We start from the raw sequence: 26762 nt of genomic DNA, 5'->3' as shown, positions 1-26762 counted from the left end.
TGGGTGGCAAGGTGTTCCATGGCTTCATCATGCGGCACGGGGGGCACGGAGGCAACAGGGTAGCAGGCGGGCGCCCGGTTGGAGGCCGGCACGAGGCGGCAAGGCGGCGCCGCCCACCGGGGGGTCGGCGGGCGGCTGCTCGATCCATCAAACCCGCTTGCGGGACCCGGCACGGCGGTTACGCGCCGCGCTGGATGAGGAACCGGAAATACCGCCAGGGCCACATCCGGCGCCGCTCCCGGAACAGCAGCCGGTGCCCGTGGACCTCCAGCCACGCCGGAAGCTCCCACCACGAGATGGGATCGGAACTCAAAAGCTCCAGCACCTCGCCCGGCGCCATGGCCGCCAGGGCTTCTTCTACGTGGACGAACCCGGCGCACCCGGTGCCGCGCCGGTCCAGGCGCCGGACCGGGGCAGCCGCTACCGCGCCCTCCACGGTGGCCCCGGTGAGGCGTCCCGGATGATCGCGCCCGGGCGCTGGCTGGCCGCCCGGTGCCGTGCCGGCTGCCGGACCGGCCAGTTCCTCCAGGTCGCACATCCCCTTGATCGGCGAGCAGGCGCGCCAGAGCGGGCAGGTGATGAAGATGACGAACAGGACCGCCACCAGCCCCAGCTTGACCAGCGCCAGCTGGCCCACCCCGCTCCCCGTCCAGGCCAGCGGGTTCCAGCCGGCATAGGCGGCCGCCTGGGCGAAGCCGCTGACTAGCAGCAGCGGCAGGAAGATCCGAACCCGCTTGCGGAAGCGTTCCAGCTGGGTGGCCGAGGCGGCCACGGTGGCGAAGGCCAGTTCATCCCGGGCAGCAGGCACGGCGACGAAGATGTTCCACACGGCACCACCAAGCCAGAGGCCGAAGGCCCCCAGGTGGAGCACGCGCAAGGTCCAGGCCGGCCAGTAGGCCCCGAAGGTGAGGGCGGCATCCAGCACCGCCATGGTGATCAGCAGGGCGATGGCGGCAACCAACACCGCCAGGGCCTGGCGCCGGGCCTCCAGCGCTTCCCGATCAGGCCGGCTGAGCAGGGCCAGGGTGGCAGCCACCAGGGTGCCGTGCAGGGCAATCACCAGCAACCACAACCCAAGCCAGCCGCGGGTCGCAGCCACGGGACCCATCCAGGCCGCCCAGGCGCCCCCACCCATCAGGGCTGCGACGAGCGCGCCGGCTGCCAGGGGCCGGTAGTGCCGGGCCTGGGCGACGGCCAACCGCGCCACGGCCGCGGGCTGGGTGTCGCGGGGCACGACGAACCGGGACCACCACATGGTGCCACCGGCCAGAATTCCGAGGCCCACCAAACCCGACCAGCGGGGTAGGACCAACCACAGCGGCACGCCCTGCATCCGCAGGGTCAGGTAGACGCCGATCAGGGAGGCCAGGCCGATGACCGTGAGCGCCACCCGTGGCAACAGATAGCGGTTGACGTAGCGCCCCAGCAAAGCATCGTCCGTCTCCCCGGCGACGGGACCCGGGGACGCGGCAGGGCTTGCCATCCTGGCCTGGTGCGGCGGGACACCGTTGCCGGCGCCAGCCGGGGAACGTGCCGGCGCGGGAGCGGCGCCGCGGACCAGGACCGGGGAATCTGCGGCCTGCGTCGGAACCGGCATCGCTCGTCACCTCCGGGTTCCCTCCGCCTTTACGCTGCCCCAGCGGGAGCGGGCCGGGCTGTGACGGGGGTCACCGGACGCGGCAGGTGACGGGGGGCCGGGGAGGTGATGACCGTCACAGCCGGCGGGCCGTCCGGTCGGGCACCATCGCGATGAGGAGACGAGGAGGTGGGGGGCATGTTCTTCCGCAAGGGAAAGGGTGCCGGCCGGGGGCCCGCCGGCGAAGCCGCAGGACCGGCCGCCGGTGGCTTGCCGGCGGCCGGCGGGAGGCCCGAAACGGGCTTGCGGCTGCCGCCGGCCCCGGCAGAACCGGCCCTGACCCTGGACAACCGCGGGTTGCAGCCGCCGGAGCCCATGGTGCGGATCCTGTCGGCCCTGGACCAGCTTCAGCCGGGCCAGGTCCTGCAGGCCCACAACGACCGCAAGCCCATGTTCCTCCTGCCCCACTTGGACGAGCGCGGCTTTGCGTACGCCATGGCCGAACAGGACGACGGCACGGTGATCATCCGCATCTGGCGCTCCGAAGCGGCGCCTGCGCCGGACGGCGACGGCCTGGCGCCTGTGCCTGCTGAACCCGCCAGAGGAGCCCCGGCGACGGGTAGCCTATCCGCCGGCTCCGGCTCGGACGGAGGGCCTGTGGGGGGACGGGCGCAGCGGCCGCAACAGCAGGCAGGGGCGGCAGCGCAGGACGGGGAGCAGGTGAGTGTCCCCGGCAACCCGAGCGGGCAAGAAGCCGTGCAGGAAGCGGTGGAGCCCCTGGTCATGGACGTCCGGCCCTATTTCGCGCGGCGGCAGGAGCCGTTCCGGGACATCATGGCCAATGTGGCCCGCCTCAAGCCGGGCCAGCCCTTCGTGTTGATTGTGGGATTCGAGCCGGTGCCCCTGTATTGGGTCATGAAGCGAAAGGGCTTTCAGCACCGCGCCGAACGGGGGCCCGACGGCGCCTGGCGCGTCACTTTCTGGCGCCCCGAGCGTTAGGGGAACGACCGCAGCCTACCGACCAGAGGCGCATCTTGCCGTCGGACCGGTAGCAGCGCAACGGGCCGGGTCCTGGAATGGGAGCCCGGCCCGTTGGGCTCTTCCAGCGGCCGCGTGCAGGCGGGCGAACCGGGATGCAGGCTCCGGCGGCGCCATACGGGGTTGCCGGGGAAGGCAGGCGGCCGGTCAGCCTTCGATCAGCCCGAAGAAGCGCTTGGCACGGTCGCTCATCAGGTCGGGTGTCCAGGGCGGCGACCAGACCACCTGGACCTCCACGTCCTTCACCCCGGGAACCGCCAGCGCCCGTTCCCGCGTGCCTTCCTGCAGGTAGTTCGTCGCCGGACAGCCGGGTGTCGTCATGGTCATCACGATGTGGACCTTGCCGTCGTCGACGGTGATGCCGTAGATCAGCCCCAGGTCGACGATGTTGAACCCCAGTTCGGGGTCGATGACGTCCATCAACGCTTCCCGGATGTCATCCTCGGTGACCACGGGTTCGGCCACGCCGTCCACCTCCCTCCCGCCGGCCGGCTTGCGCCGGCCCGTTTCCCCACGGGTTGCCCAGGGAAGCCCTCGCCGGCGGCGGTTCGCGGGTCAGGTCGCGGGATCGTGCCCGCCGTACTCGCGCCGGTACGCCCCCTTTCCCCCAGCCAGGGCGGAGGAACCGGTGCCCCGTGGGGCCTGGGCTCGGCCCGCCGGGCGCGCCACAGCTCCAGCGCGATGGCCAGCGTGCTGGCCAGGGTGAGAGCGGTCATGGCCCGCCACAGGTCGTCCCAGCCGGCGAGTATCGCAACCGTCGCCACCGCCACCGCTGCGAAGTAGAGCCGGAACCAGGGCTGCGCCCGGCGCTCGTTCACCAGATCCTGGACGCGGACGGCCGGTCCCCGGCCGAGGCGCGGCCCGAACTTTTCGAGCCAGGTGAGAAAGGGCACGATCTTGTACAGCTGGGTCAGGCCAAGACCGGAAAGCCAGCCAAAGAGCAGCAGGTAGGCCAGCGCCGGTGTGACCGCAGCCAACCGGCCGGTCAGGGCGCCCGCGGCCAGCATCCCCATGGCCACGGCCAGCGCGCCGAAGGCCCAGGGAGCGCAGCGGGCGTTGAGTTCCAGCACCTTCCGCCGCCGCTGCCGGTAGAGGCGGCGCATGTCGCAGAGGTAGATCACCACCCCCACGCCGGCCGCGACCCATCCGGCGGTGGCCAGGCCGGAGAGCACCTGCGCCAGACCGGCCAGTCCTTCACCAGCGGCCCCGGTCCCTGCGGCCGTCCCGCCCGCCGTTCCCGCCAGCAGCAGGTGAGCCAGGCCGCCCAGCCAGGCCAGCAGCAGGCCTGTGGCGCTGAGGCGCAGGACCCAGCGGCCGGCGGGGCCGCGATCTTCCGGCGCCAGGGTGAACATGCTCAGCAGCTTGTAGGCGACGCCCATGGCTGTCAGGGTGAACCAGCCGCCGATGCCCGCAACCATGTGCAGGGGCAGGCCGCGCCCCAGCAGCCGGGCCACCAGGGGTGCGCCGAGGTGCCGGACCACGCCCTGGGGATGGGCCAGGATCCATGCCAGGAGTACGCCCAGGCCACCGGTCAGCAGCAGAAAGATCAGACCCACAGCGACAAAGCGTGCCGGCAGCACCAGCGGTCGGGCGCGCCAGAGGCCGATGGCCAGATTCACCGTGGCCACGGCGAAGCCGGTCAGCACCAGCGTGCCGCCCAGGGGCAGGGCGACGGCCAGCGGGCCGCCGCTCCCCGCCGGGGCGACGGCTTGCTGGGCCCCCACTGGCGGCGGGACCGTTCCGCTCACGCCGGTGCCGACCCCGGCCAGCGGGCCGCCGAACAGGGAAAGAAAGCCCACCACCATGCCCGCCAGACCCGATACCACGAGGCCCAGCGCCCAGGCCGCCGCCGTGTCGCTGGCCAGCGACCGCCCGGTGATGACGGGAACGAATTGCTGCAGGGCGCCAAGAATGAGCAGGCTGAGCCAGCCGATGGTCAGCAGGTGGACGGTGGCTAGCGTGGCCGGCGCGCTCAGGCCTGCGACGGGATAAGCCCAGCCCAGGGCTAGTACCACCTGAGCTGTCGCGAAGCAGGTCAGGGCGGCGGCGAAGTAGGGGAGGGTCCAGCGGGAGACGCGCACGCCCATGGGAATTGCCTCCCTTTCCTGTCTGGTGCGCCGGGTGCGGCTGTGGCGGCCCGGCGGCGCCAGGTCCGTCCCGGTTCGGATGTCGCCTTTAGACTAGGAGATCGCTCGGGGCCGGTGCCGTGATGGCCGTCACAAGAGGACATGCTGCCGAAGGGTGCCTCGACCGGGCCATTCCGAGCCCTGCCGGGGCGAGGTCCGGTGGGCCTTGGCTGCGGGGTATGGCGGCGGCGCGGGCGGCGCGCCGGGCGGTCAGCCGCCGTGCGGGTCCTCCTCGTCCGGGGCGTCCTCCAGGGGACCCCAGCGCAGGGCATCGAGCTCTTCCACTACGCCGTTCTCCCAGCGGACGACAGGCGGGGTTGGTGCGGACCGCCAGCACCAGACCGCGGAGAGGCAGCTCGGGGTGGGAAACGACCTGACCGGGCCGGATTCGCATGGGCACTCCTTCCCGGGGCGGGGCATGGCCGGTGGCGAGGGCAGACCCGTCCGGTGATGCGGGCATCTTGCCGGTCAAGCCCCGGCCCCTTGCCGTATACGCTTAATGTATAAGAAACGAACCCGGCTGTGCGGGACCGAGTCCGCAGCCGGTGCCGGCGGCGGGGCTGACGGGGCGCGGCCCGGGGCACGCCGTGGGGAGGGAGCCGCCCGTGAGCTGGATCGGCCGCATGATGGGCCACGCCGGGGAAGCCGACCTGGACCGGGTCCAGCAGGAATACCGCATCCTGCTGGCGGAGGGAGAGCGGATCGAGGCCGCGTACCAGGTGATCCGCGACCTCTTCATCTTCACCAACAAGCGCCTCATCCTGGTCGACAAGCAGGGACTGACCGGCAAGAAGGTGGAGTACCTGTCCATCCCGTACCGCAGCATCAACCGGTTCGCCGTCGAGACGGCGGGCCACCTGGATCTGGAGGCCGAGCTGAAGATCTGGCTGGCGGGTAGCCGGGAGCCGCTGGTCAAGACCTTCCACCGCGACCTGGACATCTACTACGTGCAGCGGCTCCTGGCGACCTACGTCCTTCGGTGAAGAGCCTGTTTCACGAACCCAGGTATTTCCACAGGATTGCACCCACGTGGGTTTAAGTGAGGCCATTGGTTCGCATTCGCCATCGCCCGAGGTGTCCCTATGGCCTACAACTTTCGCCCGGTGAACCGTGACCAACTGTACCTGCTCCCACCGAGCCTTCGCGACGGGCTGCCCGAGGACCACCTGGCCTGGTTTCTAATCGACGCCGTCGAGCAGATGGACCTGCGGGCGTTTCGGAGCAAGTACCGCGCCGACGGATGGGGCGGGGAGAGCGACGACCCCACCATGATGGTGACGCTCCTGCTGTACGCCTACTGCGTCGGCGAGCGGTCCAGCCGGCGGATCGAGCGGCTGTGCCTCGAGGACGTGGCCTTCCGGGTGATCACCGCCAACCAGAAGCCGGATCACGTGACCATTGCCCGCTTCCGCCAGCGCCACGAGCGGGAACTGGCCGAGCTGTTCACGCAGGTGCTGCGGCTGTGCCGCGAGGCGGGGCTGGGGAAGGTCGGCGTGGTGGCACTGGACGGGACGAAAGTCAAGGCCAACGCCTCGCTGGCGGCCAACCGAACCTACGATGCGATTCGCCAGGAAGTGGAGAAGATGCTCCGGGAGGCGGAGGCCACGGACCGGGAAGAAGATGAGCGGTACGGCTCCGGGCGTCGTGGGGACGCGTTGCCGGAGGAGCTGCGCCACCGTGCGAGCCGGCTGGAGCGGCTGAAGGCATGCAAGCGGCGGCTGGAGGACGAGGCGGCCCGGGAAGCCGCCCGGCAGCAGGCCCGCATCGAGGAGCGGAAGGCGCAGGAGCAGGCGACCGGCAAGAAGCGGCGGGGGCGCAAGCCGAAGGCGCCGGATCCCTCGGTGGATCCGGCGGCGAAGGCGAACGTCACGGACCCGGACAGCCGGATCATGAAGACCCGGCAGGGCTTTGTGCAAGGGTACAACGCCCAGGCGGTGGTGAGCGAAGACCAGCTCATCGTGGCCGCGGCGGTGACGCAGGACGCCAACGACGTCGGCCAACTGCACCCGATGCTCCAACAAGCGCAAGCCAACCTCCAGGCAGCAGGCGTGGACAAACCCATCCGGGCCGTGGTGGCCGACGCAGGGTACTGGAGCGAGGCGAACGTGAAGCAGGCGCCGGTCGAGGGGCCGGAACTTTTCCTGGCGACGAGCAAGGAGTGGAAGCAGCGCCAAGCCTGGAAGGATGCACCCCCTCCGCGAGGCCGCATCCCCAAGGGGCTGAGCCTGCGGGAGCGGATGGAACGCAAGCTGCGGACCCGGCGAGGACAGGCGATCTACGCCAAGCGCAGCCAGACCGTGGAGCCCGTGTTCGGGCAGATCAAGGCCGTGCGAGGCGCCGACCGGTTCCTCCGTCGGGGTCTGGCGGCGTGTGACAGCGAGTGGAAGCTGCTCTGCCTGACCCATAACTTGCTGAAGCTCTGGCGGAAGGTAACGAAGGGGTCCGCATCCTCACCCTTTGGTTGGATGGCGGCCGCGTTGGCGTAGAAGGGTAACGACCGGGCCGCCGGCCTACCCCGTCCTGACCGTCAGCCCACGGGACATGGCCGAATCGACCCGGTACGTTCCCCCAGTTCTGATCTCGTCAGGATCAGTGAAACAGGCTCTTTAGAGTCGTCATTATCGCAGGCCACGCTTGGGAAGCGAGCGCTCGGACTGCGTGTGACGGACGAGAAGGGCCAGTGCATTGGTTTTGGTCGTGCCACAGTTCGTCATTTCGGGCGTTTTCTCAACGCGTTCAGCTTCGGCATCGGCTATCTCAGCATCGCCTTCGAACCTCGGAAGCAGGGCTTCCATGACATGGTTGCCCGCACCGTTGTGTTGCGCACTGCGCCCGCGGCGCCGGCGACCACGCCCATCCCTGCTGGTTCCACGCCAACACTGTGATCACGCCTCGGAGGAGGGATTGCTGTGCCGGACACACAGGACCACGTGCCTCCCGCCATCCAACAGGTGGGGGGCCTTCATCTCGCCCTTGAAGTCCTCGATCAGGCGAGCCTTCTGCTCTTGCTCCAGCGGGTACCCCTGCAACTTCCATCCCGCCGGGGCGATCTGCGGGACCGCCTCTGGGAACGTGCGGTCCGCTCGCACCGCCTGTTGACCCGTCTCATCGCGGAGATCACCCGGCACTGGACCCGATCGCCGGGCCGGCCCGATCCGGCCACGGTCGTCGCAATGGTGCAACGCCGTCCCAAGCAAGGTCTTGCCCTGGGTCTTATGTGGGCCATGGGTCATGACCTTGACGATCCTGCCTGGGAAAGGGTTTGGGCAAAGTGGCTCAAGGACACGGCAGCGTGGCGCCAGCAAATGGCCCGGTACCCGCGATTCAATGCATCTGTGGAGGCGATGGAGCTTGCCGAGGAGCTGGTCCGCGAGGCCGAAGCCCGGGCCGAACGGGCCGAAGCCGAACGGGACCGGCTGCGCCAGGTCCTGCGGAGCATCGCCGAGGCGTGCCGGCAAATGGTGCGGGAATTCCGGGCGGAGCTTGATGCACTGCAGGCTGCAAACGATCAATTGGCTGGCTATAAACCGCTCGAGGGTTGCCGGATCTTGCTTTGGCCGTGTCCCGGCAAGTGGTGGAAAAGCGGCTCCCCCTCGGGTTCCATGGGCTTACCTCGCTGCAACGGCCAAGGCGCTCACCGAGTCACTCCCCAACGCGTCACCGCCCTTGAGCTTCGCCATCGACGCCTGGCTAAAGTACCGCCGCTGCACCAGCCACTTGTCCTGCTGCTCCTCCAGCAGCGCACCCAGCAGGCGCAGCACCGCCGCCACGTTCGGGAAGATGCCCACCACGTCGCACCGCCGCGCCAGCTCGCGGTTCAGCCGCTCCAGGACGTTCGTCGAGTGGATCCCCCGCCAGTGCTCCGGCGGGAAGTCCATGTAGGCCAAAACCTCCTCCGCTGCCTCCCGCAGCAGGCTCGCCACCTGGGGGAACCGCCGCTCCAAGTTTGCCGCCACCTGCTCCAGCTGCTGCCGAGCCGAGGCACGGTCCGGCTGGGCGAAGATGGTCCGTACCAGCGCTGCCACCATGGACTGGGCGTGCTTGGGCACCCGCGCCAGCAGGTTCCGCATGAAGTGCACCCGGCACCGCTGCCACGTGGCGCCTGCCAGCACCTCACCGATGGCTCGCGTGAGGCCCTCGTGGGCGTCCGAGATCACCAGCCGCACGCCCTTCAGCCCCCGGGCCACCAGGCGACGTAGGAAGTCCAGCCAGAACTCGTACGTCTCGGCCGCGCCCACGTCGAACCCCAGGACCTCCCGTTCCCCTGTCTCCCGCACACCCACGGCGATCACGGCCGCCATGTTCACCACCCGTCCGTCTTGCCGCACCTTCACCGCCTTGGCGTCCAGCCACACGTAGGGGTACTCGCCTTCCAGCGGCCGGTTCCGAAAGCGCTCCATGTGCTCGTCCAGCTCGGCGCAGATGCGGGAGACCTCGCTCTTGCTCAAGCCCCCGACGCCCAGCGCCTGGACCAGCTCGTCCAACTTGCGCGTGCTCACCCGTGCACGTAGGCCTCCTGCACCACGGCCAGCAAGGCCCGCTCCGCGCGCCGCCGCGGCTTCAAGAGGCTGGGGAAGTAGCTGCCGCGGCGTAACTTCGGGATCTGCAGCTCGATGGTGCCCACGCGCGTGTCCCAGCGCCGGGGGCGGTACCCGTTTCGGTACGTAATTGCGCGACGGGGTGCGCTCGTAGCGCTGGGCGCCGATGAGTTCGCTGACCTCGACCTCCATCAGCTGCTGGGCGAGCCAGCGCAGGCCCTCCCGCAGGGCGTCGACCTCGGGCTCGCCCTGGTACTGGCGCAGCAGTTCGAGAAGTGCCATCCTGAAGTCAGCGGTCACCGGTGGTCCGACCTCCCTTCGTGCTCGGGTTTGTCCAACCCGAAGGGAAGCCGCCGGTGACCGCTGCTGTCAACGGCCACCAGCCACGCCTAAACCCTAGCCGGAAAGTCCACCGCTACCCGGGACTTTAACCATGAATTTCGTCCTCGTACACGTTCGGCAGGAGGAGTTTTGATTTCGAAACCGAATACTAGCTCTTGGCAGGAGTGGTCGTAGTGTCGCGAAACGAGCGCGAACAGGCTATCCTCCAGCACTTGGGCACGTCACGGTATGCAACCGTGGCCGAATTGAGCGCTGTCCTGGGAGTTTCGGAAGTGACCGTTCGCCGTTACCTGGACAGGCTCGAAAACGAAGGCCTGGTTACGCGTACGCACGGAGGAGCCCTGCTTACCAGCAGCCTCATGGAGGAGCCTGAGATTGCTGCTAAGGAGGCGCTACAGGCTGAGGAGAAGCGGCGGATTGCCGAGGCAGCGGCCAGCATGATTGGAGATGGAGACGCTATTGCTCTTAACGCTGGCACAACCACCGCAGCGATTGCGCGGTTACTCCGTAACCGTAACGGTCTAACAGTAGTGACCAACTCGATGTCGGTGGTGAATGCGCTGGCTACATGCCCAGGAATCCGGCTCGTGGTTACTGGGGGACAACTCCGAGAACGATCCCTGGCTCTCGTGGGTCCCCTCGCGGTGCGGAGCCTGGAAGGGGTATACGTCAATAAAGTGTTTCTCGGGGTAAACGGTTTGTCCCTAAAATATGGCCTTACTACGCCAAACATGGACGAGGCCACAGTAAATCAAGCAATGTTACAGTCAGCACGGATGGCTATAGTGGTCGCAGATCATACGAAATTCGGGAAGGTTACTTTCTCCCGTATTGCAACTGTCCAGGACATAGATGTTGTCATCACAGATGACAAAGCGCCAGCTAAGGATGTGGAGCGTCTGCGATCCATGGGTAAGGAGGTAATTGTGGTATGAGACAGAGGAGGGGCCATCCGTGGCACGGGTCGAGTTGCGAGGGGTGACCAAGCGTTTCGGCCACACCGTCGCAGTGGACAACATCTCGCTGACCATCGAAGACGGCGAGTTTCTGGTGCTGGTGGGACCCTCGGGCTGCGGCAAGTCCACGCTCCTGCGGCTGATCGCGGGACTCGAGGACGTGACGGAGGGCGAGATCTACATCGATGACCGGCCCGTCAACGACGTCCCGCCCAAGGACCGGGACGTGGCCATGGTCTTCCAGAACTACGCCCTGTACCCCCACATGACCGTGTACGACAACATGGCCTTCGGCCTGCGCATGCGCAAGTTCCCGCGGGACGAGATCGATCGCCGCGTGCGCCAGGCGGCCGAAACCCTGGGACTGACCCACCTGCTAAAGCGGCGGCCCGCCCAGCTTTCCGGCGGCCAGCGCCAGCGTGTGGCCCTGGGCCGCGCCATCGTCCGCGACCCCAAGGTGTTCCTGATGGACGAACCCCTCTCCAACCTGGACGCCCAGCTGCGGGTGCAGATGCGCACCGAGCTCGCCCGCCTGCACCAGCGCCTCGGCACCACCACCATCTACGTCACCCACGACCAGGTGGAGGCCATGACCCTGGGCGACCGCATCGTCGTCATGCGGGACGGCAAGCTACAGCAGGTGGCCACGCCGCACCAGCTCTACGCCGAGCCGGCCAACGTCTTCGTCGCCACCTTCATCGGCTCGCCGCCCATGAACCTGGTGCGCGGGACGCTGCGGCGCGACGGGGAGGACATCTGGTTCGAGACCGACGAGGCCATCCGCTGCCCGATCCGCGGCGCGCTGGCCGAGTACGCGGCCGCCCACCTCGACGGCCAGGCGGGCCGGCCGGTGATCCTGGGCGTGCGGCCCGAGCATGTCATCACCGATCCCGAGCGCGTGCGTGACCTGCCGGAGGGGCGCCTGGAGGCAACGGTCGAGGTGGTGGAACCGCTGGGCGCCGAGACCTACCTGTACGTGAGCGCGGGTCCCCACAACCTGACCGTGCGCACCGACCCGCGGATGCAGGTGCGCGCCGGCGACCGGCTGCCCCTGGCGCTGGACGGCGGTCACCTGCACCTGTTCGACGCGGAGACCGAGCAGGCCATCCGGGCGCCGCCGGCCGTAACGGTGTGAGAACTGAGGCGACGTCGTAGGTTACGTGAACCCACGTGCTGCTCGCGGTTACGTCCACCTCTTTCCACATGTTCTGTTGCGCTATTAACCGGTGTTGAGCATGTATCTGATGTACTGGCGCAAGGGTTCTAGCCGTCGACCGATGAGCCTAGAATCGACCCAAGGACACGTGGGTCAACCTTTACTCCCTGAGGCAACATTGAGAATAGGTTGGGCGTCATGCCAAGTGCTGCTGGGGGCGGCGATCATCGAATTGCTCGGCACTAGTGCTTATAGCTTTCCAATTCAACTTCGTGGAAATCCGGTCGGTAAGAAATCCGACTATGTGGGTCGGGAGGAATTAATTCATGCCATTGGTCACGACGACATCTCTGTTGGCCGCAGCCTGCGAAGGGAAATACGCAGTGTTAGGGTGCAATGTCTACAACTTAGAGACAATACGAGCTGTAATTGAAGCGGCAGAAGAGGCTAATGCTCCAGTTATCTTGCAAACAACACCGGCGACAGTGCGGATCGCAGGAGCAGAAGAATTGGCCGCCGTTGTTAGGGAGTCAGCAACCAAGTCGCGAGTGCCCGTCGCACTACACCTGGATCATGGGAAAGATGAAGCAACCATATTGCAGTGTTTGCGTGCAGGCTATACGTCGGTGATGTACGATGGTTCGAGGTTGACCTTCGAGGAAAATATAGCGCGTACGAGACGTATTGTGGAGCTTGCTCATGCAGTCGGCGTGCCAGTGGAAGGGGAACTTGGACCAATTGGCGGCCGGGAGGAAGGGGGGATCGATGTACATCCCATTTATACCGATCCGGACGAAGCAGCTCGCTTTGTTAAGATAACCGGCGTTGATTCTTTGGCTGTGGCAATTGGTACGGTTCATGGACTCTACCAGGGTGAACCGCATCTAGATTTCGATCGACTCCGCCGTATTTACGAGCGGGTATCCGTGCCTCTCGTGCTTCACGGGGCGTCGGGCCTATCCGAGGCGTTAGTGCGACGAGCCGTGGCGAACGGCATCCGCAAGGTGAATGTGGGAACTGAGGTGAAGTTGCGGGCAGCTGAGGCGATTCGTAAGGTACTGGTTGACTCCAATGAGGTCGACCCACGCCGCTTCATGGAGGCAGCGAAGGAGGCCATCAAGGCTGTGGTCGCCGAGAAATTGGCTTGGTGTGGTTCGGTTAACCGCGCACCGGAGATGTGGCGATACCTCCACGAAGCGGATGGTTCGGAGGTGACGAAGCGTGCGGGTTCCGCTCGATGATGTATCCACATTGAAGCAGCTAGATGGATCTCGCGCGCTAGAAACGACTCGAGCGTATGCTTCCCAGTTCGCTGAAGGGTGGGCCCTCGGGCAGCGCTTTGTGCCGCCGCCGTTGCGGCGTCCGTTGCACGAGGTGGTGGTGCTTGCCACCGGTGGAGGCTCGGCGGCTAGCGTGCGCCTCCTCGAAGCCTATCTATGGGATGCATTGCCTGTACCACTCACACTAGTACAGGGTTACCGACTTCCTGCATACGTGGACGATGGATCACTGGTCATTGCTGTGTCTCACTCGGGTAATACAGAAGAAATTTTGACGACTTTTCGGGAGTCGAGGCGGCGTGGAGCGATGGTGGTGGCTGTTACAGCCGGCGGAAGGCTGAAGACGGAAGCTGAAGAAGCGGGGATACCTGTTTGTGTTATTCCTGGCGGCTTGATGCCGCGCATTGCTGTGGGGTATCTATTCTTCCCTCTCCTCGCCCTGCTGACCTATTGGGGACTAATTGATGATCGTTCGAACGAGGTCGAAGAAACAATTGCCTTGGTGCAGGAACTCGCGGAGCGGTATGCGCTGGAGGTGCCAACGCATCGCAATGAGGCTAAACAGATCGCGCTGGAACTAGAAGGGCGCATTCCGCTCATCTATGGATCAGATCCATTAACTGGTGCGGTGGCTTTGCGCTGGAAGAATCAATTGGCTGAGAATAGCAAGGTCATGGCCTTTGCCAATGTCATTCCGCACCTGCACCATGATGAAGCAGTGGGATGGGATGGGCCGAGTCACCTCCTACGGCAGTTTCATGTCACCATCCTCCGCGATGTGGAAGATGACTTGAGGACCACGCGTCGCCAGGAGATCTCCGCACAGATGCTACGCGACCGTGTTGGGGTAGTCCGCGTGGTCGAGAGCCAGGGACAAAGTCGGCTGGCGCGTCTATTTTCCCTGGTGTGTCTTGGCGACTGGGTGTCCCTTTACGCAGCGCTTCGCCAGGGTCTAGACCCAACACCTGTAGCGATCATTGACCTCCTCAAAGACAAGATGATACAGGAGTGACCGACTGGTGATTCTCACGGTTACCCTCAACCCCGCAATTGACAAGACATATACTTTACCAGGTTTTAAGCAGGGCAGTGTCTGGCGAGCGCAAGAGGTTCGTGCTCTTCCAGGCGGAAAGGGCCTCAATGTGACCCGGGTGTTGCGTACTATGGGTGTTCGCGTTCGGGCCACTGGTTTTTTGGCAGGTCACAATGGCCGTTGGGTTCAGTCAGCGCTGGAGGAGATGGAGATTGCTTCAGACTTCGTCTGGGTTGATGGAGAGACACGGCTGTGCCTAACCATCGTTGATCCTGACAATCGAATGATTACAGAGTTGCGCGAGTCGGGACCTACACTGAACGAGCATTACTTAGAGAAATTTCGTGCACACTTGGCGTCACTTCTCGATCAGTCCAAAGTTGTCGTCTTCTCTGGCAGTTTGCCACCAGGGCTACCGCTGGAAACGTACCGTGTCCTGGTAGACGACGTCAGGCGTGCGGGTAAGCGGACTGTGCTCGACACCAGTGGAGAGGCTTTTGCAACAGCGCTATGCGCACATCCCGACATTGTCAAGCCAAACCGTGCCGAGTTGGAAGCCTGGTGGGGGCGACCATGTAGTAGTGTGGCGGATGCATTAGGGGCAGCGCAGGAACTTCAACGGAAAACAGGTGGGTGGGCCGTGGTTTCACTGGGCGAGGATGGCGCTGTGCTTTGCTCCTCTCGTGGCGTGTGGCACGCTCCGGCACTGACCGTTAAGGCCGTTAATACCGTTGGGTGTGGAGACGCTATGGTTGCAGGTCTCGCAATGGCCTTAGTGGAGGATCGGGACGAAGAGGCAGCCTTGTGCTTGGCCACAGCCTTGGCAGCGTCCAACGCTGAGCACCCAGAAGGCGGTATCGTAGATCCCGCCGATGTAGAAGAATGGGCTAAGAAGGTAAGAGTGGCTTTCGTGGGTGGCAGGTCTGCCGGAGAAAGGGAAATGGACCATGGAACCACTGGTGATGGGGATCGATATTGGAGGAACCAATGTCGTGTTAGCAGCAGCTGATGCGAAGCGACATGTTGTGGCTGAACGGGTCATTCCGACGCGGGCAGTAGACGGACCCGACGGTGTTCTTGACCGAATCGCGCGAGAAGTCGAACGCCTCCTGACGGAGTTGCCTGGTCGATCTAGGTTGGCTGGCATCGGAGTAGGTGTGCCGGGACTGGTTTCAAGTACGCAAGGTCTATCGCGGATATCCCCAAACTTGGGTTGGCGCGACGTGAATGTTGCCGAGTACTTTCACCGGCGGTTTGGCGTTCCGACCTGGATTGATAACGACGTCCGTGTTGCAACATTGGGCGAGCACGTCTTTGGAGCTGGACGGGGATTGCGGAACTTCATCTGCGTCACTCTGGGCACGGGGGTCGGTGCAGGTATCGTCCTAGACGGCCAGCTCTATGTCGGTGTGACGGAGAGTGCCGGTGAAATTGGCCATCTCACCGTGGAGAAGGAGGGGTTGCCGTGTGGGTGCGGCAATCGGGGGTGTTTAGAGCAGTACGCATCCGGGCGAGCCATTGCTCGCCGCGCACAAGAGCGACTGCGTGAAGGTGTACGCTCTTCTCTTTGGACTCTGGTTGACGGTGCTGTTGATCGCGTGACGGCCAAGCACGTGGCGGCTGCGTTTGCCCAAGGTGACGATCTTGCCCGGGAAGTCCTAACAGAGGCTGCTGAGTACTTAGCTATCGGGTTGGCCGGAGCTATTCACTTGTTCAATCCCGAACGCATTATCGTCGGAGGAGGTGTGTCGCTCGCAGGTGAACCGTTTCTCGAGCTGGTGCGCCAGGCGGTAGGACGCCGCGTGTGGGAGGTTCCGCTAAGCGCGGTCTCCATTGTACGGGCAGAACTGGGGGATCGTTCCGGCGTCATGGGAGCGGCCGCCCTAGCGCTACGACGGTTGTCCGGTGCAGTGTGACCAAGGGCCGGCTTGGGAAGCGCCCGTGATCACGATTGGCGCGGTTTGTAACGAAGATGATGGCCTCAATTTCCCTAAAGGAGGGGAGACAGATGACAAGGCCCGCTATTTTGGTCCTTGCCGCGCTATGTATCTGTGCCCTGTTGATGACGGCGTGCGGGTCGGGTTCGGGGAACAACGGTACCACGGAAGCGATAACCATCAGGGTAGCTGCTTGGAACGACGCCGCGGACGCCCTCAAAGCAGCGGTCCCTGAGTTTAACAAGAAGTATCCAAACATCAAGGTAAATATCGAGTACGTAGATCCGGGCTATACAAAGATTATGCCGACATTGGCCTCAGGATCCAATGCACCGGACATCGTGCAGATACAAGAGCGAGATTTTCCGGCATTTCTTAAAAAGTTCCCGGGAGCGTTCGTCGACATCACCGACAGGATCCAGAACATCAAATCCGATTTCATTCCGTCAACCTGGGAGTCAGTGACTAAAGACGATAGGGTTTTCGGAGTGCCGTGGGACATCGGCCCTGTGGCCCTCTACTACCGCAAGGACATGTTTCAAGCAGCCGGCATTGATCCCGACTCTATCAACACATGGGACGACTTCATCGCCGCTGGCCGAAAACTGAAGGAGAAATTCCCGGATGTGGCGATGTGGGGCTACGGGGATAACGACTTTGACCCATTCGAGATGTTGTTTAGTCAGCTCGGCGGGAGTTACGTCACTTCAGATGGAAAAATCAATTTGCACTCCAAGGAAGCACAGGAAGCCCTAGCCATGCTTAAAAAGATGAAAGATGCTGGTATCTTGATGAACTTCAAGGACTGGAATGGTCAAATCACGGCTCTCAACAACAACAAGATGGCCACAGTCGTGTATCCGGTCTGGTATGCAGGAACCCTAATGCATGCGGTCAAGGATCAGTCGGGCAAGTGGGGAATCAGGCCGATGCCGGCATTCACAGAAGGCGGCAACCGTGCGGCAAACCTGGGCGGCTCCGTGCTTGCAATTACAAAGCAAAGCCGAAATGCGGACGCCGCATGGAAATTTATAGAGTACTGCCTTGCCACCATCGAAGGTCAAACCGTGATGCTTGAGTACGGCTTGTTCCCCGCTTATACACCGATATACGAGACTGATGCCTTCAAGAAGAACTTTGACTACTTCGGTATGCCAATCTATCCATTCTTTGCGGAGCTGGCAAAGAAGGTTCCTCCGATGAACCACGGGCCCATTATGCTGGATGCGACAAAGCCGCTGAAGGATATGCAGCAGGCAGTCCTGAACGGGACCGACCCTGCAGAAGCGACAAAGACGGCAGCACTGGCCATTTCCAGGGCTACCGGATTGCCGTTGAGTAACTAGACGCAGACACCCCGCGTGGCACGGTGGCGGACAGCGCGTTGTCCGCCACCGTGCCGACAACCTGGGGCACGGGGCAGGTGTATAGCCGTGGCTAAGTCGGTCCTCTACGTTCATCCGAAACCAACGAGAGCGTTGTTCCAACGCTCGCGTTTAGCCAAGCAGGCCGCTCCGTACCTGTTTTTATCACCGTTTGTTGTCATCTTCGCGATATTCCTGATCTACCCGATTGTTAAGTCGTTGTATTTGTCGTTCACCTCTGCCGAAGGCAGTGTCTCCAACTGGGTAGGTATAAGCAACTATCGAAACTTGTTGATGGACTACGCATTTTGGCAATCTCTATTGAACACGGCCATCATTCTTGGGGTCCAGGTGCCTGTGATGCTCTTTCTGGGATTGCTTTTGGCCGTGGCGCTTAATGCGAAATTCATCAAAGGTCTACCTTTCTTCCGACTTGCAGTGTTTCTTCCTGTGCTAATCGATGCAGTAACATACTCGATAGTATTCTCCTACATGTTTAACAAACAATATGGAATCTTAAATTACATCTTGGGTCTCGTTGGCATTTCGGGCATCGACTGGTTGCACTCGCCACTGTGGGCGCGCATCGCCATCATCATAGCCCTCACCTGGCGCTGGACCGGCTACAACGCCATCATACTTTTAGCCGGATTACAGTCCATCCCGGACAGCATCAACGAGGCGGCGGAGATGGACGGCGCGGGCCGGGTGGCTCGGTTCTTTCGCATAACCGTCCCTATGATCAAACCGATTCTTCTGTTCTGCGCCGTCGTGTCGACTATAGGTACCTTGCAATTGTTCACGGAGCCATATCTTTTGACCCATGGGGGTCCGGCAAACGCGACAATGACGCCTGTCATGTACATCTATCAATTCGCTTTTCAAAGTTTTCAGTTCGGCCATGCCTCGGCTGCCGCATATGTCTTGACGACCATTGTGGCCGTACTCAGTTATCTGCAGATCCGGATATCGAGGGCGGGGGAGTGGTGATGAGTCACACCAGCCTCAGCATTAAGATTGTCACCTATCTATGTTTGGTAGCATCGTCGCTTGTGTCGGTCTACCCGTTTTACTGGATGTTCATTGCTACCACACTGGACGATACTCAGATTTTCCGCGTGCCACCGCTACTAATGCCTGGTAGCCATTTTCTTGAAAATTTACGGGGGCTGGAGGCGAGTGGACCGTTTTGGAGGGTTTTGTGGAACACGTGTTTCATTGCGCTGGTGTTCGCTATTGTAACCGTCTATTTGTCGGCGATGGCGGGCTATGCGTTCGCCAAGTTTGAATTTGCGGGAAAGAACCTATTGTTCTCTATGGTTCTGTTGACGATGATGATCCCATTTCAGGTTACGCTGATACCTCTGTTTGAGATGATGACCGGCTTAGGATGGGTCAACCAACCCCAGGCGGTGATCCTGCCAGCGTTGGCCAACGCGTTTGGCGTATTTTTCATGCGTCAAAACATGTTGAACGTGCCAACTGAATTGGTTGAGGCCGCACGTATCGACGGGTGCGGGGAGGTAGGCATCTTTCATCGCATCATCCTTCCCACTGTGTACCCGCAACTGGCCGCGCTGGCCATTCTGAGTTTCGTGCAGCAATGGGGCAACTTCCTCTGGCCGTTGGTCATCCTGCAAGATCCGTCGAGTACTACGCTGCCGGTATTCCTGTCACTGCTGGTCGCGCCAGGGCAGGTGGTTGACTACGGGGAGGTGTTGACCGGGGCAGCCATCGGCATCCTGCCGATCCTCATTCTCTTTCTGATCTTCCAGAAATACTTCATCTCTGGAATTTATGGGGGGGCTGTGAAAGGATGAGGATAAAGTGTGGAGAGAGGGATCGATGGGTGGGCGTATGGGCGAGGGCAGGGCTGATCTTTACACTGTTGGTGTTCATCGGCTTGGGATTGGTCATCGGACCAACTTCGGCCTGGGCTGGTCGGGCATTGCATAAGCGTGGTGGCAACCCTGATCCGCACCCAAGAACCAGGCAGCTACTCGTCAACTTGGCGCTGAGCAGTTTTGTGTCGGCGTCGTCGTCGAGTCCTAACCAACCCGCGGTAAATGCCACGGATGGGGACGCAGCAACCTCTTGGTCACCGGGGCAAAACCGTGGCGAATTGATTGTCGACTTGCACCGCCCGCGTCACCTTGGAGGGATCGGCCTGACGTTGGGCAAGAACAGCGACGCGACCGTCTCCGTGGCGGTAGCGGACCGACCGGGTCATTGGCAGGTGGTGCCATCCCTACAGAAGCGTTCGCTCCCAGCGGGGCAGCCTGTGGCTTTTCCGCTCCCGAAGAACTTGGCGAACGCTCGATACGTGCGGCTGACGGTGATCGGATCTGACGGGAAAGTGCCGACGGTCGCAGAATTTCGCCTGTTCGGAGTCGATCGGCACACTCGGTCGATGGCGTTGGGAGCGGATCTCTCCTTCGAGCTAGAGGAAGAGCGGGTAGGCAATAAGTTCACTGATCTCGATGGTCAGGTTCTTCCCCCTCATCAGATCATGCGCCGCCACGGAGCCAACTATGCCCGCCTGCGTCTCTGGGTTGATCCACCTGGGGGCTACAACAACCTCGCCAGTGACTTGGCGATGGCGAAGGGCATCAAGGCTGCGGGTATGAAATTGCTATTGAACATTCACTACTCTGATTTCTGGGCGGACCCAGGTAAGCAGATTATCCCTCGTGCTTGGCAGGGGCAGGACCTTACTACCTTGGAACGGACAGTGGAGAACTATACCCGCCAGGTCATTGCCGCTTTTGCAGCGCAAGGTACACCGGTCGACATGGTGCAAATAGGGAATGAGATCACCAACGGCATCCTCTGGCCTTTGGGAAAGGTGGAGGGAAACCAGGGCTGGGACTCGTTCGTCGCTCTCCTGAAAGCGGGGATCCGAGGAGCAATTAAAGGGAGCCCACCGAACCATCGCCCGCGCATAATGTTGCATATTGACCAGGGTGGAAACAACAAGGTTTGCCGCAATTTCTTTGACCACATCATAGCGGAGGATGTTCCCTTTGACATCATCGGGCTTTCGTACTATCCGTTCTGGCATGGGTCGTTGAGCGACCTACGGCAGAACGTGAACGACCTGGCCACACGCTACGGCAAAGACATAATAATTGTAGAGACTCAGTACCCGTGGACGCTGGAAAACGGCGACGACACGCCCAACTTCGTTTGGACGGAGAGCCAATTGCCCGCTGGATACCCAGCGTCGCCCAGAGGACAAATCTCGTTTGTCAATGACCTGCTATCGATTCTGGCCCAAGTTCCAGGTGATCGCGGAGCCGGCATATTCTATTGGGAACCGGAGTGGATTCCGGGAGTTGGTTGGGAACCGGGAGCGGGGACGCCCAACGACAACCTGACGCTGTTTGATTTCCGCGGACGTGCCCTGCCGTCGATCAAGATCTATGGCAATCCGGTTGAGACCCTGCAGGTGAATGAATGATACAGAAAGGATGAGGGGATCGATGGAATGGAAGTACAAGGTGCCGCACATCCTATTCGGCGGAGATTACAATCCAGAACAGTGGTCCGAGGAAGTGTGGAAGGAAGATGTCCGCCTGATGAAACAGGCCGGGGTCAACATTGTCACCCTTGGTGTCTTTAGTTGGGCCTTACTGCAGCCGGGGCCGGATCGCTACGATTTCAATTGGATGGATCGGATTATCGATCTGCTGTGGAAACACGGTATCTATGTGAACCTGGCGACGCCAACGGCCTCTCCACCGGCCTGGATGGCCGTTCGGTATCCCGAGATGTTGCCGATGGACGAGAACGGCGTGCGGTATTCGCACGGATCGCGCCAACACTACTGCCCAAACAGCCGCGTCTACCGTGAGTACAGCGAACGTCTGGTACGGCGTCTCGCCGAACATTACAAGGACCACCCGGCACTAGCTATGTGGCACGTTCACAACGAGTACGGCTGCCACATCTCGCGCTGCTTCTGTCCGAATTGCGAAGCAGCCTTTCGAAAGTGGTTGCGACAGCGATACGGCCATATTGACGTGCTGAACGAGCGGTGGGGAACCGCATTCTGGGGCCAAACTTACTATGACTGGGACGAAATTCCCCTTCCACGCAATACACCGACGTATGCGAATCCCGCGCTACAGCTGGATTATGCGAGGTTCATGTCGGACAGCCTGCTCGCTTGCTACCTCGCGGAACGTCGGATCCTCAAACAAATCACGCCGGATGTGCCGGTGACGACTAATCTGATGGGCTTTTTCAAGCCGCTTGATTACTTCGCATGGGCAGAGCACATGGATTTGGTATCGTGGGACAGCTATCCCGAGCCGACCGCGGGTGTGCCTATACTGGCGGCGATGTCACACGATTTAATGCGCAGCCTAAAGAAAGGGCAACCCTTTATACTGATGGAACAAACGCCAAGTCAGGTTAATTGGCGGCCGCAGAACCCGCTGAAGCGGCCCGGCATCATGCGGCTGTGGAGCTACCAGACTCTGGCGCACGGAAGCGATGGCATCCTCTTCTTCCAGTGGCGGGCCTCACGAGCGGGTGCAGAAAAGTTCCACGGCGCAATGGTACCGCACGCGGGGGAAAAGACAAGGGTATACCGGGAAGTTGCACAGCTCGGTGCGGAATTGAAGCGGTTAGACGAAGTGTTAGGTAGCCGCATCATTGCAGAGGTAGCAATTGCCTTCGACTGGAGCAACTGGTGGGCGTTGGAGCTGGACTCCAAGCCCAGCCGGGACATCCGCTACCTAGATGAACTGCTCCGGTACTACCGGCCCCTCTTCGAGCGTAACATCGCCGTCGACTTCGTACCGCCTACGGCGGATTTGTCACGCTACAAACTGGTGCTGGCGCCCTCGCTGTATATGTTGACGGAAGATGCGGCGGCCAATCTGGCAGCGTTTGTGCGACGTGGAGGCTACCTGCTGACCACCTTCTTCTCGGGCATTGTCGACGAAAACGATCGCGTCTATCTCGGCGGCTATCCTGCGTTGTTGAAGGACGTACTGGGCATTTGGGTAGAGGAGTTCGATCCGTTTCTCCCCGGTCAAAGAGTGACGTGCCGGCGGACCGTGGTATCCCCGAAGCAATCAGCGATAGTACCAGAGCGGTTCACCGCCGACCTATGGGCCGACATCATCCACCTCGAGGGTGCGCAGGTCCTGGCCGAATTCGCGGAAGACTTTTATGCCGGTTACCCTGCCATAACCGTGCACCGATACGGTCGAGGACAAGCAGTGTACGTAGGAACACGGCCAGAGGACCCTGTCATCGCCGGTCTTCTGAAAGCCTTAACTGAAACCGCAGGTGTGAAGCCTGTACTCGAGGTTCCCTCCGGCGTCGAGGCGACCTGTCGGCGCACGCAAGCCGGGCGGTCCTACTGGTTCCTGCTCAACCATACCGAACAGACGCAGCGGATTTCTCTACCTAGAGCGCATGGGGTATATCGAAACTTGTTGACCAACGAGGTGGTGACTGACGAATTGGTTCTGGCGCCGCGCGACGTGGCCGTTCTGCGAACGGAAACAGCGGAGTGAACAGCGAGTGACCGAAACAGCGGCCGTTGCCCGGTCGATGGTGTGGCAGTCGGGAAATTCCCGGAATCTCGAGCACGAGCATCGAGATGAGGTGTTTGAGGAGGATCGATCACGAAAACAGACGGTCAGCGAACAGCGGAATGCGAACTGGGTCATGTGGTGAACCCACTGGCGTGTCCGCCCATTCGCAAGACCGTAACACTTCCCCCGCGGCCGAGGTGGAACGAAGCCCCCGGCCGCCTATTCTTGGTGGTGCCACGGCCCGAGTTTGACACTTCGAAGACACATGTCTTGACCGAAACCGCGCCACGGCGCGGTTTTTTGACGCTTCAGGCGCGGCACACACGGGAATCCTGTAGGCACACGAATTGCGATCCAATGCAGGATCACTAGGAATAGACGTCGTAATACGTAGGGATGTATATCCGTACCGTGCAGCGCAAAAATCGAGATGGCTCCATCGTCCGCTACGTCCAACTGGCCCACAACTTCCGGCATCCCCAAACGGGCCGGCCGCAAGCCAAGGTGCTGTGGTCCTTCGGCCGCGAAGAGGAAGTGGACCGCCAACAGCTCCAGCGGCTGATCCGCAGCATCGAACGCTTCCTCTCCCCCGAAGAGGCCCTCCAGCGCCAGGCGCAGGAGGGCGATGTCCCGCTGCGGTTTGTCGAGAGCCGGCGCTAGAGTCCCAGGTGGTAGTGTAAAAGTTCGGGGCCGGACCGGCCGGCCCTGGTGACCCTTGACAAAAGAGGTCACCGGTGGCTCCCCTTCGGGTTGGACAAGACCGCTTGAAGGGAGGGCAGCCACCGGTGACCGCTGACTTCAAGATGGCACTTCTCGAGCTTTTGCGCAAACACCAAGGCGAGCCCGAAGCCGATGCCTTGCGCGAAGGACTTCGCTGGCTGGCCCAAAAGCTCATGGAGCTTGAGGTGAGCGAGCTTGTGGGCGCCGAACGGTACGAGCGCACCGAAACGCGCAAGACCTACCGGAACGGGTATCGGGTCCGCCCCTGGGAGACCCGCCTCGGCTCCATCGAGCTGAAAATTCCCAAGCTCCGCAAGGGGTCCTACTTCCCCAGCCTGCTGGAGCGTCGCCGGCGCGCCGAGAAGGCCCTGGTGGCCGTCATTCAAGAGGCCTACGTCCACGGGGTGAGCACCCGGAAGGTCGACGAGCTGGTGCGGGCCCTGGGGCTGGATGGGGTCAGCAAGAGCGAGGTCTCTCGGCTCTGTGCCGAACTGGACGAGCGGATGGAGCGCTTTCGCAACCGCCCGTTGGAAGGCGAATACCCCTACCTCTGGCTCGACGCCAAGGCCATCAAGGTCCGCCAGGACGGCCGGGTGGTGAACATGGCCGCCGTAGTGGCCGTTGGGGTGAAGGCGAGCGGCGAGCGAGAGGTGCTGGGCTTCGACGTGGGGGCGGCGGAGACGTACGCGTTCTGGCAGGCCTTTCTGCGGAGCCTGGTGGCGCGGGGGCTGCGGAGCGTGCGGCTCGCCATCTCCGACGCCCACGAGGGCCTGAAGCGGGCCATTGCCGAGGTGCTGACGGGGGCGAGCTGGCAACGGTGCCGGGTCCACTTCATGCGCAACCTCCTGGCCCGGGTCCCCAAGCACGCCCAGCCGGCGGTGGCCGCCCAGGTCCGCAGCATCTTCGCCCAGCCGGACGCGGTCACGGCTCGGCAGCGGCTCCAGCAGGTGGCCGACGAGCTTGGCTCCCGGTACCCTCAGGTGGCGGCCTTCTTGCGGGATGCCGAGGACGACGTGTTGGCCTACATGGCCTTCCCGGCGGAACACTGGCGACGGATCCACTCGACCAATGTCCTGGAACGCCTGAACCGGGAACTGGCGCGACGGTGTGATGTCGTGGGGATCTTCCCGAACGTGGCTGCCGCGTTGCGACTCCTGGGCACCGTCCTCGAAGAGCAGCACGACGAGTGGATCGCCTCCCGAAAGGACTTCAGTCCCGAATCGATGGCGAAGCTTGCGCCAACGCCGGACCCGTCTGCGGAAAGGGACAACCTGGAGGAGATGGTGCAGGGTTCCTGACATCAACCAACTCGAAGCGGAGGCGGTCGCGGAGCGCAGAGCAGAGGGCGCGCCGTGTCCCGTCATGGGCTTGGAGCCCGACCTTCTTGTCTGGTCGGCCCCCTCTGCGCATCGCCCGCATGGGCACCGTGAGGCGTCCGGTCAGCCCGGAGAAGTGAATGCATGCGTACGCGGTCGAAGGAAAAACCGCCGTCTGCGCTCCGAGAATCACCCGGGCGGGAGGGGGTTCCCATGCCGCGCTACATCGGGCTTGATGTGCACAAGCGCTACGTGCACGCCTGCGAGTTCCGGCCCGATCGGCCCGAAGGGCAGCAAGAAAGGCATTTCCGGTTCCCCAACACGCCCGAGGCGTGGACGGCCTTGGTGGTCGAACTGGACCGCGAAGCGGTCGTCGCCCTCGAGGTCACCGGAAATGCCTTTGAGATCTACGATACCCTGGCGCCCCACGCTGGTAAAGTCCTGGTGGCCAACGCCGTGGAGCTGAAGCGCCTGGGTTCAGGGCGGCACACAGACCGCGTGGACGCCGCGCGGCTGGCGAAGATGGCGGCGCTGGGCATCGTACCTACCGTATGGGTTCCGCCCCAGCCCCTGCGGCAGGTGCGCCGGCTGCTGAAGACACGGGAACGACTGGACAGCCAGCGCCGGGCCCTGCTCAACCAGGCGCGGGCTGCCTTGAGCCGCCACGGGATCGCTGTCCCCCGGGGTGCCGACCCCGCGGTCCTCCTGGAGCGTATGGAGGGCGTACCGCTGCCGCCGGGCGAACGGCTGGCGGTGCAGGTCACGCTGGAGGCCGCACAGGTGCTGGAGGCGCAGGTGGAGGTGCTCACGGCGGAGATCGCCCGGCAGGTCGCGGAGGTGCCCGAGGTCCGGCTGCTGCTGACCGTCACGGGCGTGGGGCTGTTGACGGCGGCCACCGTCTGGGCCAAGTTGGGCGATCCCGGGCGGTTTCGTGGTCCCAAGCAGGTGGCGCGGTACGCGGGGCTCGACCCCTCGGTCGACCAATCGGGGGAACGGGACCGGCGAGGGCGCATCAGCCGCCACGGGGATCGGCTGCTGCGGCGGGCGCTTGTGGAGGCGGCTTGGAGCGTGGCCCGGCATGACCAGGGGGAGCTGGGCCGGTTCTACCGCCGCCTCGCAGCGAAGAAAGGGACCAAGAAGGCCCTTGTGGCGCTGGCACGCAAGCTCTTGATCGTGGCGTGGCGGATGCTGCAGACGGGCGAGCCGTACCGGGCGCAAAAGCCGGCCACAGTGCAACGCAAGCTGGTTGGCCTGCAGCGACTCGTGCGCCATCGACCTGCCGATGGGGAGGTGATCCGCCGGGCGATGCTTCGTAGCTGGGCTGAGGCAGGTCAGAGCACAGCCTTGCGCTCAGGAGAGAAGCTGCAGCGAGCTTCCTGAGTAGGGGTTCCGCCCGGCGAGGGCTTGACGTCCATCAGAAGTGACGGGACGTGATCGAGCCGGCCGTTGGGCGGCGGCTGGGTGCTGGACCGGCTGTGGCACGAGTTGGGCATCGCCCAGGCCATCCAGGAGGCGGTGGCCGACCGGCGCGTGCGCCTGCCGGTGGAACGCGCCCTCTTCGCCATGGTGGCCAACCGGGCGCTGGCACCGGCGAGCAAGCTGGCGACCTGGGAGTGGTTGCAGAAGGAGGTGGTCCTGCCGGGCACCGAAGGGGTGGAACTCCATCACCTCTACCGGGCTATGGACCTGCTGGTGGCGGCCGGCGAGGCGTTGCAGAAGGCCATCTACTGGAGCGTGGCGGACATCCTGCAACTGGAGGTCGACCTGCTGTTCCTTGGCGCTCTCTGTCAAGATCCGGCTCCTGTGGCGCTTGCAGCGTAGCCCAGCA

General features: G+C 63.1%; 23 protein-coding genes and 1 pseudogene. 19 read left to right on the top strand and 5 right to left on the bottom strand.

Going from position 1 to position 26762, the window contains the following annotated elements; all coding sequences use genetic code 11:
- Positions 1–178 precede the first annotated feature (178 nt).
- On the bottom strand, positions 179–1483 hold the full coding sequence (locus tag Q5761_RS07675; RefSeq protein ID WP_318750114.1) for a sulfurtransferase TusA family protein: 1305 nt from the start codon (positions 1481–1483) through the stop codon (positions 179–181).
- A gap of 291 nt (positions 1484–1774) precedes the next feature.
- Here Q5761_RS07675 and Q5761_RS07670 point away from each other — a divergent pair, with 291 nt between their 5' ends.
- Complete coding sequence (locus Q5761_RS07670) at positions 1775–2575, top strand: DUF2249 domain-containing protein (RefSeq protein WP_135225694.1); 801 nt, start codon at positions 1775–1777, stop codon at positions 2573–2575.
- A 186-nt stretch (positions 2576–2761) separates the two neighbouring features.
- Here Q5761_RS07670 and Q5761_RS07665 read toward each other — a convergent pair whose 3' ends face one another.
- Together Q5761_RS07665 and Q5761_RS07660 are read right to left on the bottom strand one after the other, a co-directional pair.
- Positions 2762–3079: a metal-sulfur cluster assembly factor gene (locus Q5761_RS07665; protein WP_135225693.1), complete on the bottom strand. Its 318-nt coding sequence runs from the start codon at positions 3077–3079 to the stop codon at positions 2762–2764.
- On the bottom strand, positions 3034–4701 hold the full coding sequence (locus Q5761_RS07660; protein ID WP_318750113.1) for a hypothetical protein: 1668 nt from the start codon (positions 4699–4701) through the stop codon (positions 3034–3036). Before Q5761_RS07660 ends, Q5761_RS07665 begins: the two co-directional genes overlap by 46 nt.
- A gap of 644 nt (positions 4702–5345) precedes the next feature.
- On the opposite strand from Q5761_RS07660, the gene Q5761_RS07655 reads away from it, so the two are divergent.
- The 3 genes from Q5761_RS07655 to Q5761_RS07645 all read left to right on the top strand — a co-directional run bounded on the left by Q5761_RS07655 (position 5346) and on the right by Q5761_RS07645 (position 7625).
- Entirely contained in the window at positions 5346–5723 is a 378-nt protein-coding gene (locus Q5761_RS07655; protein WP_135225692.1) for a PH domain-containing protein, read from the top strand.
- A 99-nt stretch (positions 5724–5822) separates the two neighbouring features.
- Positions 5823–7226 carry a transposase gene (locus Q5761_RS07650; RefSeq protein WP_318750112.1) on the top strand — a complete coding sequence of 468 codons (1404 nt, stop codon included), beginning with the start codon at positions 5823–5825 and terminating at the stop codon, positions 7224–7226.
- Positions 7227–7289: 63 nt separating this feature from the next.
- A complete protein-coding gene (locus Q5761_RS07645; protein WP_318751630.1) occupies positions 7290–7625 on the top strand; it encodes an RDD family protein in 336 nt (111 codons plus the stop codon).
- On the opposite strand, the gene Q5761_RS07640 is transcribed toward Q5761_RS07645, so the two are convergent.
- Positions 7626–7868 (bottom strand): hypothetical protein, encoded by a 243-nt coding sequence (locus tag Q5761_RS07640; protein ID WP_318750111.1) that lies wholly within the window; start codon positions 7866–7868, stop codon positions 7626–7628.
- A 480-nt stretch (positions 7869–8348) separates the two neighbouring features.
- A pseudogene (locus tag Q5761_RS07635) lies at positions 8349–9578 on the bottom strand (IS256 family transposase).
- 215 nt (positions 9579–9793) lie between these two features.
- Between Q5761_RS07635 and Q5761_RS07630 the strand changes: the two are divergent.
- From Q5761_RS07630 to Q5761_RS07565, 15 genes are all read left to right on the top strand, one after another.
- On the top strand, positions 9794–10555 hold the full coding sequence (locus Q5761_RS07630; RefSeq protein ID WP_318750110.1) for a DeoR/GlpR family DNA-binding transcription regulator: 762 nt from the start codon (positions 9794–9796) through the stop codon (positions 10553–10555).
- Between the two features lie 19 nt (positions 10556–10574).
- A complete protein-coding gene (locus tag Q5761_RS07625) occupies positions 10575–11711 on the top strand; it encodes an ABC transporter ATP-binding protein (protein WP_318750109.1) in 1137 nt (378 codons plus the stop codon).
- A gap of 347 nt (positions 11712–12058) precedes the next feature.
- A complete protein-coding gene (locus Q5761_RS07620; RefSeq protein WP_318750108.1) occupies positions 12059–12973 on the top strand; it encodes a class II fructose-bisphosphate aldolase in 915 nt (304 codons plus the stop codon).
- Positions 12954–14024 carry a bifunctional phosphoglucose/phosphomannose isomerase gene (locus Q5761_RS07615; RefSeq protein WP_318750107.1) on the top strand — a complete coding sequence of 357 codons (1071 nt, stop codon included), beginning with the start codon at positions 12954–12956 and terminating at the stop codon, positions 14022–14024. Before Q5761_RS07620 ends, Q5761_RS07615 begins: the two co-directional genes overlap by 20 nt.
- A 7-nt stretch (positions 14025–14031) precedes the next feature.
- Positions 14032–15054, top strand: a complete 1023-nt coding sequence (gene pfkB, locus Q5761_RS12410) for a 1-phosphofructokinase (protein ID WP_413084496.1) — start codon at positions 14032–14034, stop codon at positions 15052–15054.
- Complete coding sequence (locus tag Q5761_RS07610; RefSeq protein WP_318750106.1) at positions 14993–15961, top strand: ROK family protein; 969 nt, start codon at positions 14993–14995, stop codon at positions 15959–15961. The genes pfkB and Q5761_RS07610 overlap by 62 nt, the downstream gene beginning before the upstream one ends.
- A gap of 92 nt (positions 15962–16053) precedes the next feature.
- Complete coding sequence (locus tag Q5761_RS07605; RefSeq protein WP_318750105.1) at positions 16054–17328, top strand: sugar ABC transporter substrate-binding protein; 1275 nt, start codon at positions 16054–16056, stop codon at positions 17326–17328.
- Between the two features lie 87 nt (positions 17329–17415).
- Positions 17416–18336: a sugar ABC transporter permease gene (locus Q5761_RS07600; RefSeq protein WP_318750104.1), complete on the top strand. Its 921-nt coding sequence runs from the start codon at positions 17416–17418 to the stop codon at positions 18334–18336.
- Complete coding sequence (locus Q5761_RS07595; RefSeq protein ID WP_318750103.1) at positions 18336–19166, top strand: carbohydrate ABC transporter permease; 831 nt, start codon at positions 18336–18338, stop codon at positions 19164–19166. Before Q5761_RS07600 ends, Q5761_RS07595 begins: the two co-directional genes overlap by 1 nt.
- Entirely contained in the window at positions 19163–20806 is a 1644-nt protein-coding gene (locus Q5761_RS07590) for a glycosyl hydrolase 53 family protein (RefSeq protein ID WP_318750102.1), read from the top strand. Before Q5761_RS07595 ends, Q5761_RS07590 begins: the two co-directional genes overlap by 4 nt.
- 22 nt (positions 20807–20828) lie before the next feature.
- Positions 20829–22877, top strand: coding sequence for a beta-galactosidase (locus Q5761_RS07585; protein WP_318750101.1), 2049 nt, complete (start codon positions 20829–20831; stop codon positions 22875–22877).
- A 432-nt stretch (positions 22878–23309) separates the two neighbouring features.
- Positions 23310–23558 (top strand): hypothetical protein, encoded by a 249-nt coding sequence (locus tag Q5761_RS07580; protein ID WP_318750100.1) that lies wholly within the window; start codon positions 23310–23312, stop codon positions 23556–23558.
- Between the two features lie 125 nt (positions 23559–23683).
- Positions 23684–24916, top strand: a complete 1233-nt coding sequence (locus tag Q5761_RS07575; RefSeq protein WP_318750099.1) for an IS256 family transposase — start codon at positions 23684–23686, stop codon at positions 24914–24916.
- Between the two features lie 231 nt (positions 24917–25147).
- Positions 25148–26314 carry an IS110 family transposase gene (locus Q5761_RS07570; protein WP_318750098.1) on the top strand — a complete coding sequence of 389 codons (1167 nt, stop codon included), beginning with the start codon at positions 25148–25150 and terminating at the stop codon, positions 26312–26314.
- Positions 26315–26395: 81 nt separating this feature from the next.
- On the top strand, positions 26396–26755 hold the full coding sequence (locus Q5761_RS07565) for a hypothetical protein (RefSeq protein WP_318750097.1): 360 nt from the start codon (positions 26396–26398) through the stop codon (positions 26753–26755).
- Positions 26756–26762: the final 7 nt, after the last annotated feature.

The sequence above is a fragment of the Thermaerobacter composti genome (assembly GCF_033582035.1).
Taxonomy (GTDB): Bacteria; Bacillota; Sulfobacillia; order Thermaerobacterales; family Thermaerobacteraceae; genus Thermaerobacter; species Thermaerobacter composti.
The sequence above is the reverse complement of the archived record's forward strand: the minus strand, read 5'-3'. Positions and strand labels throughout refer to the sequence as shown.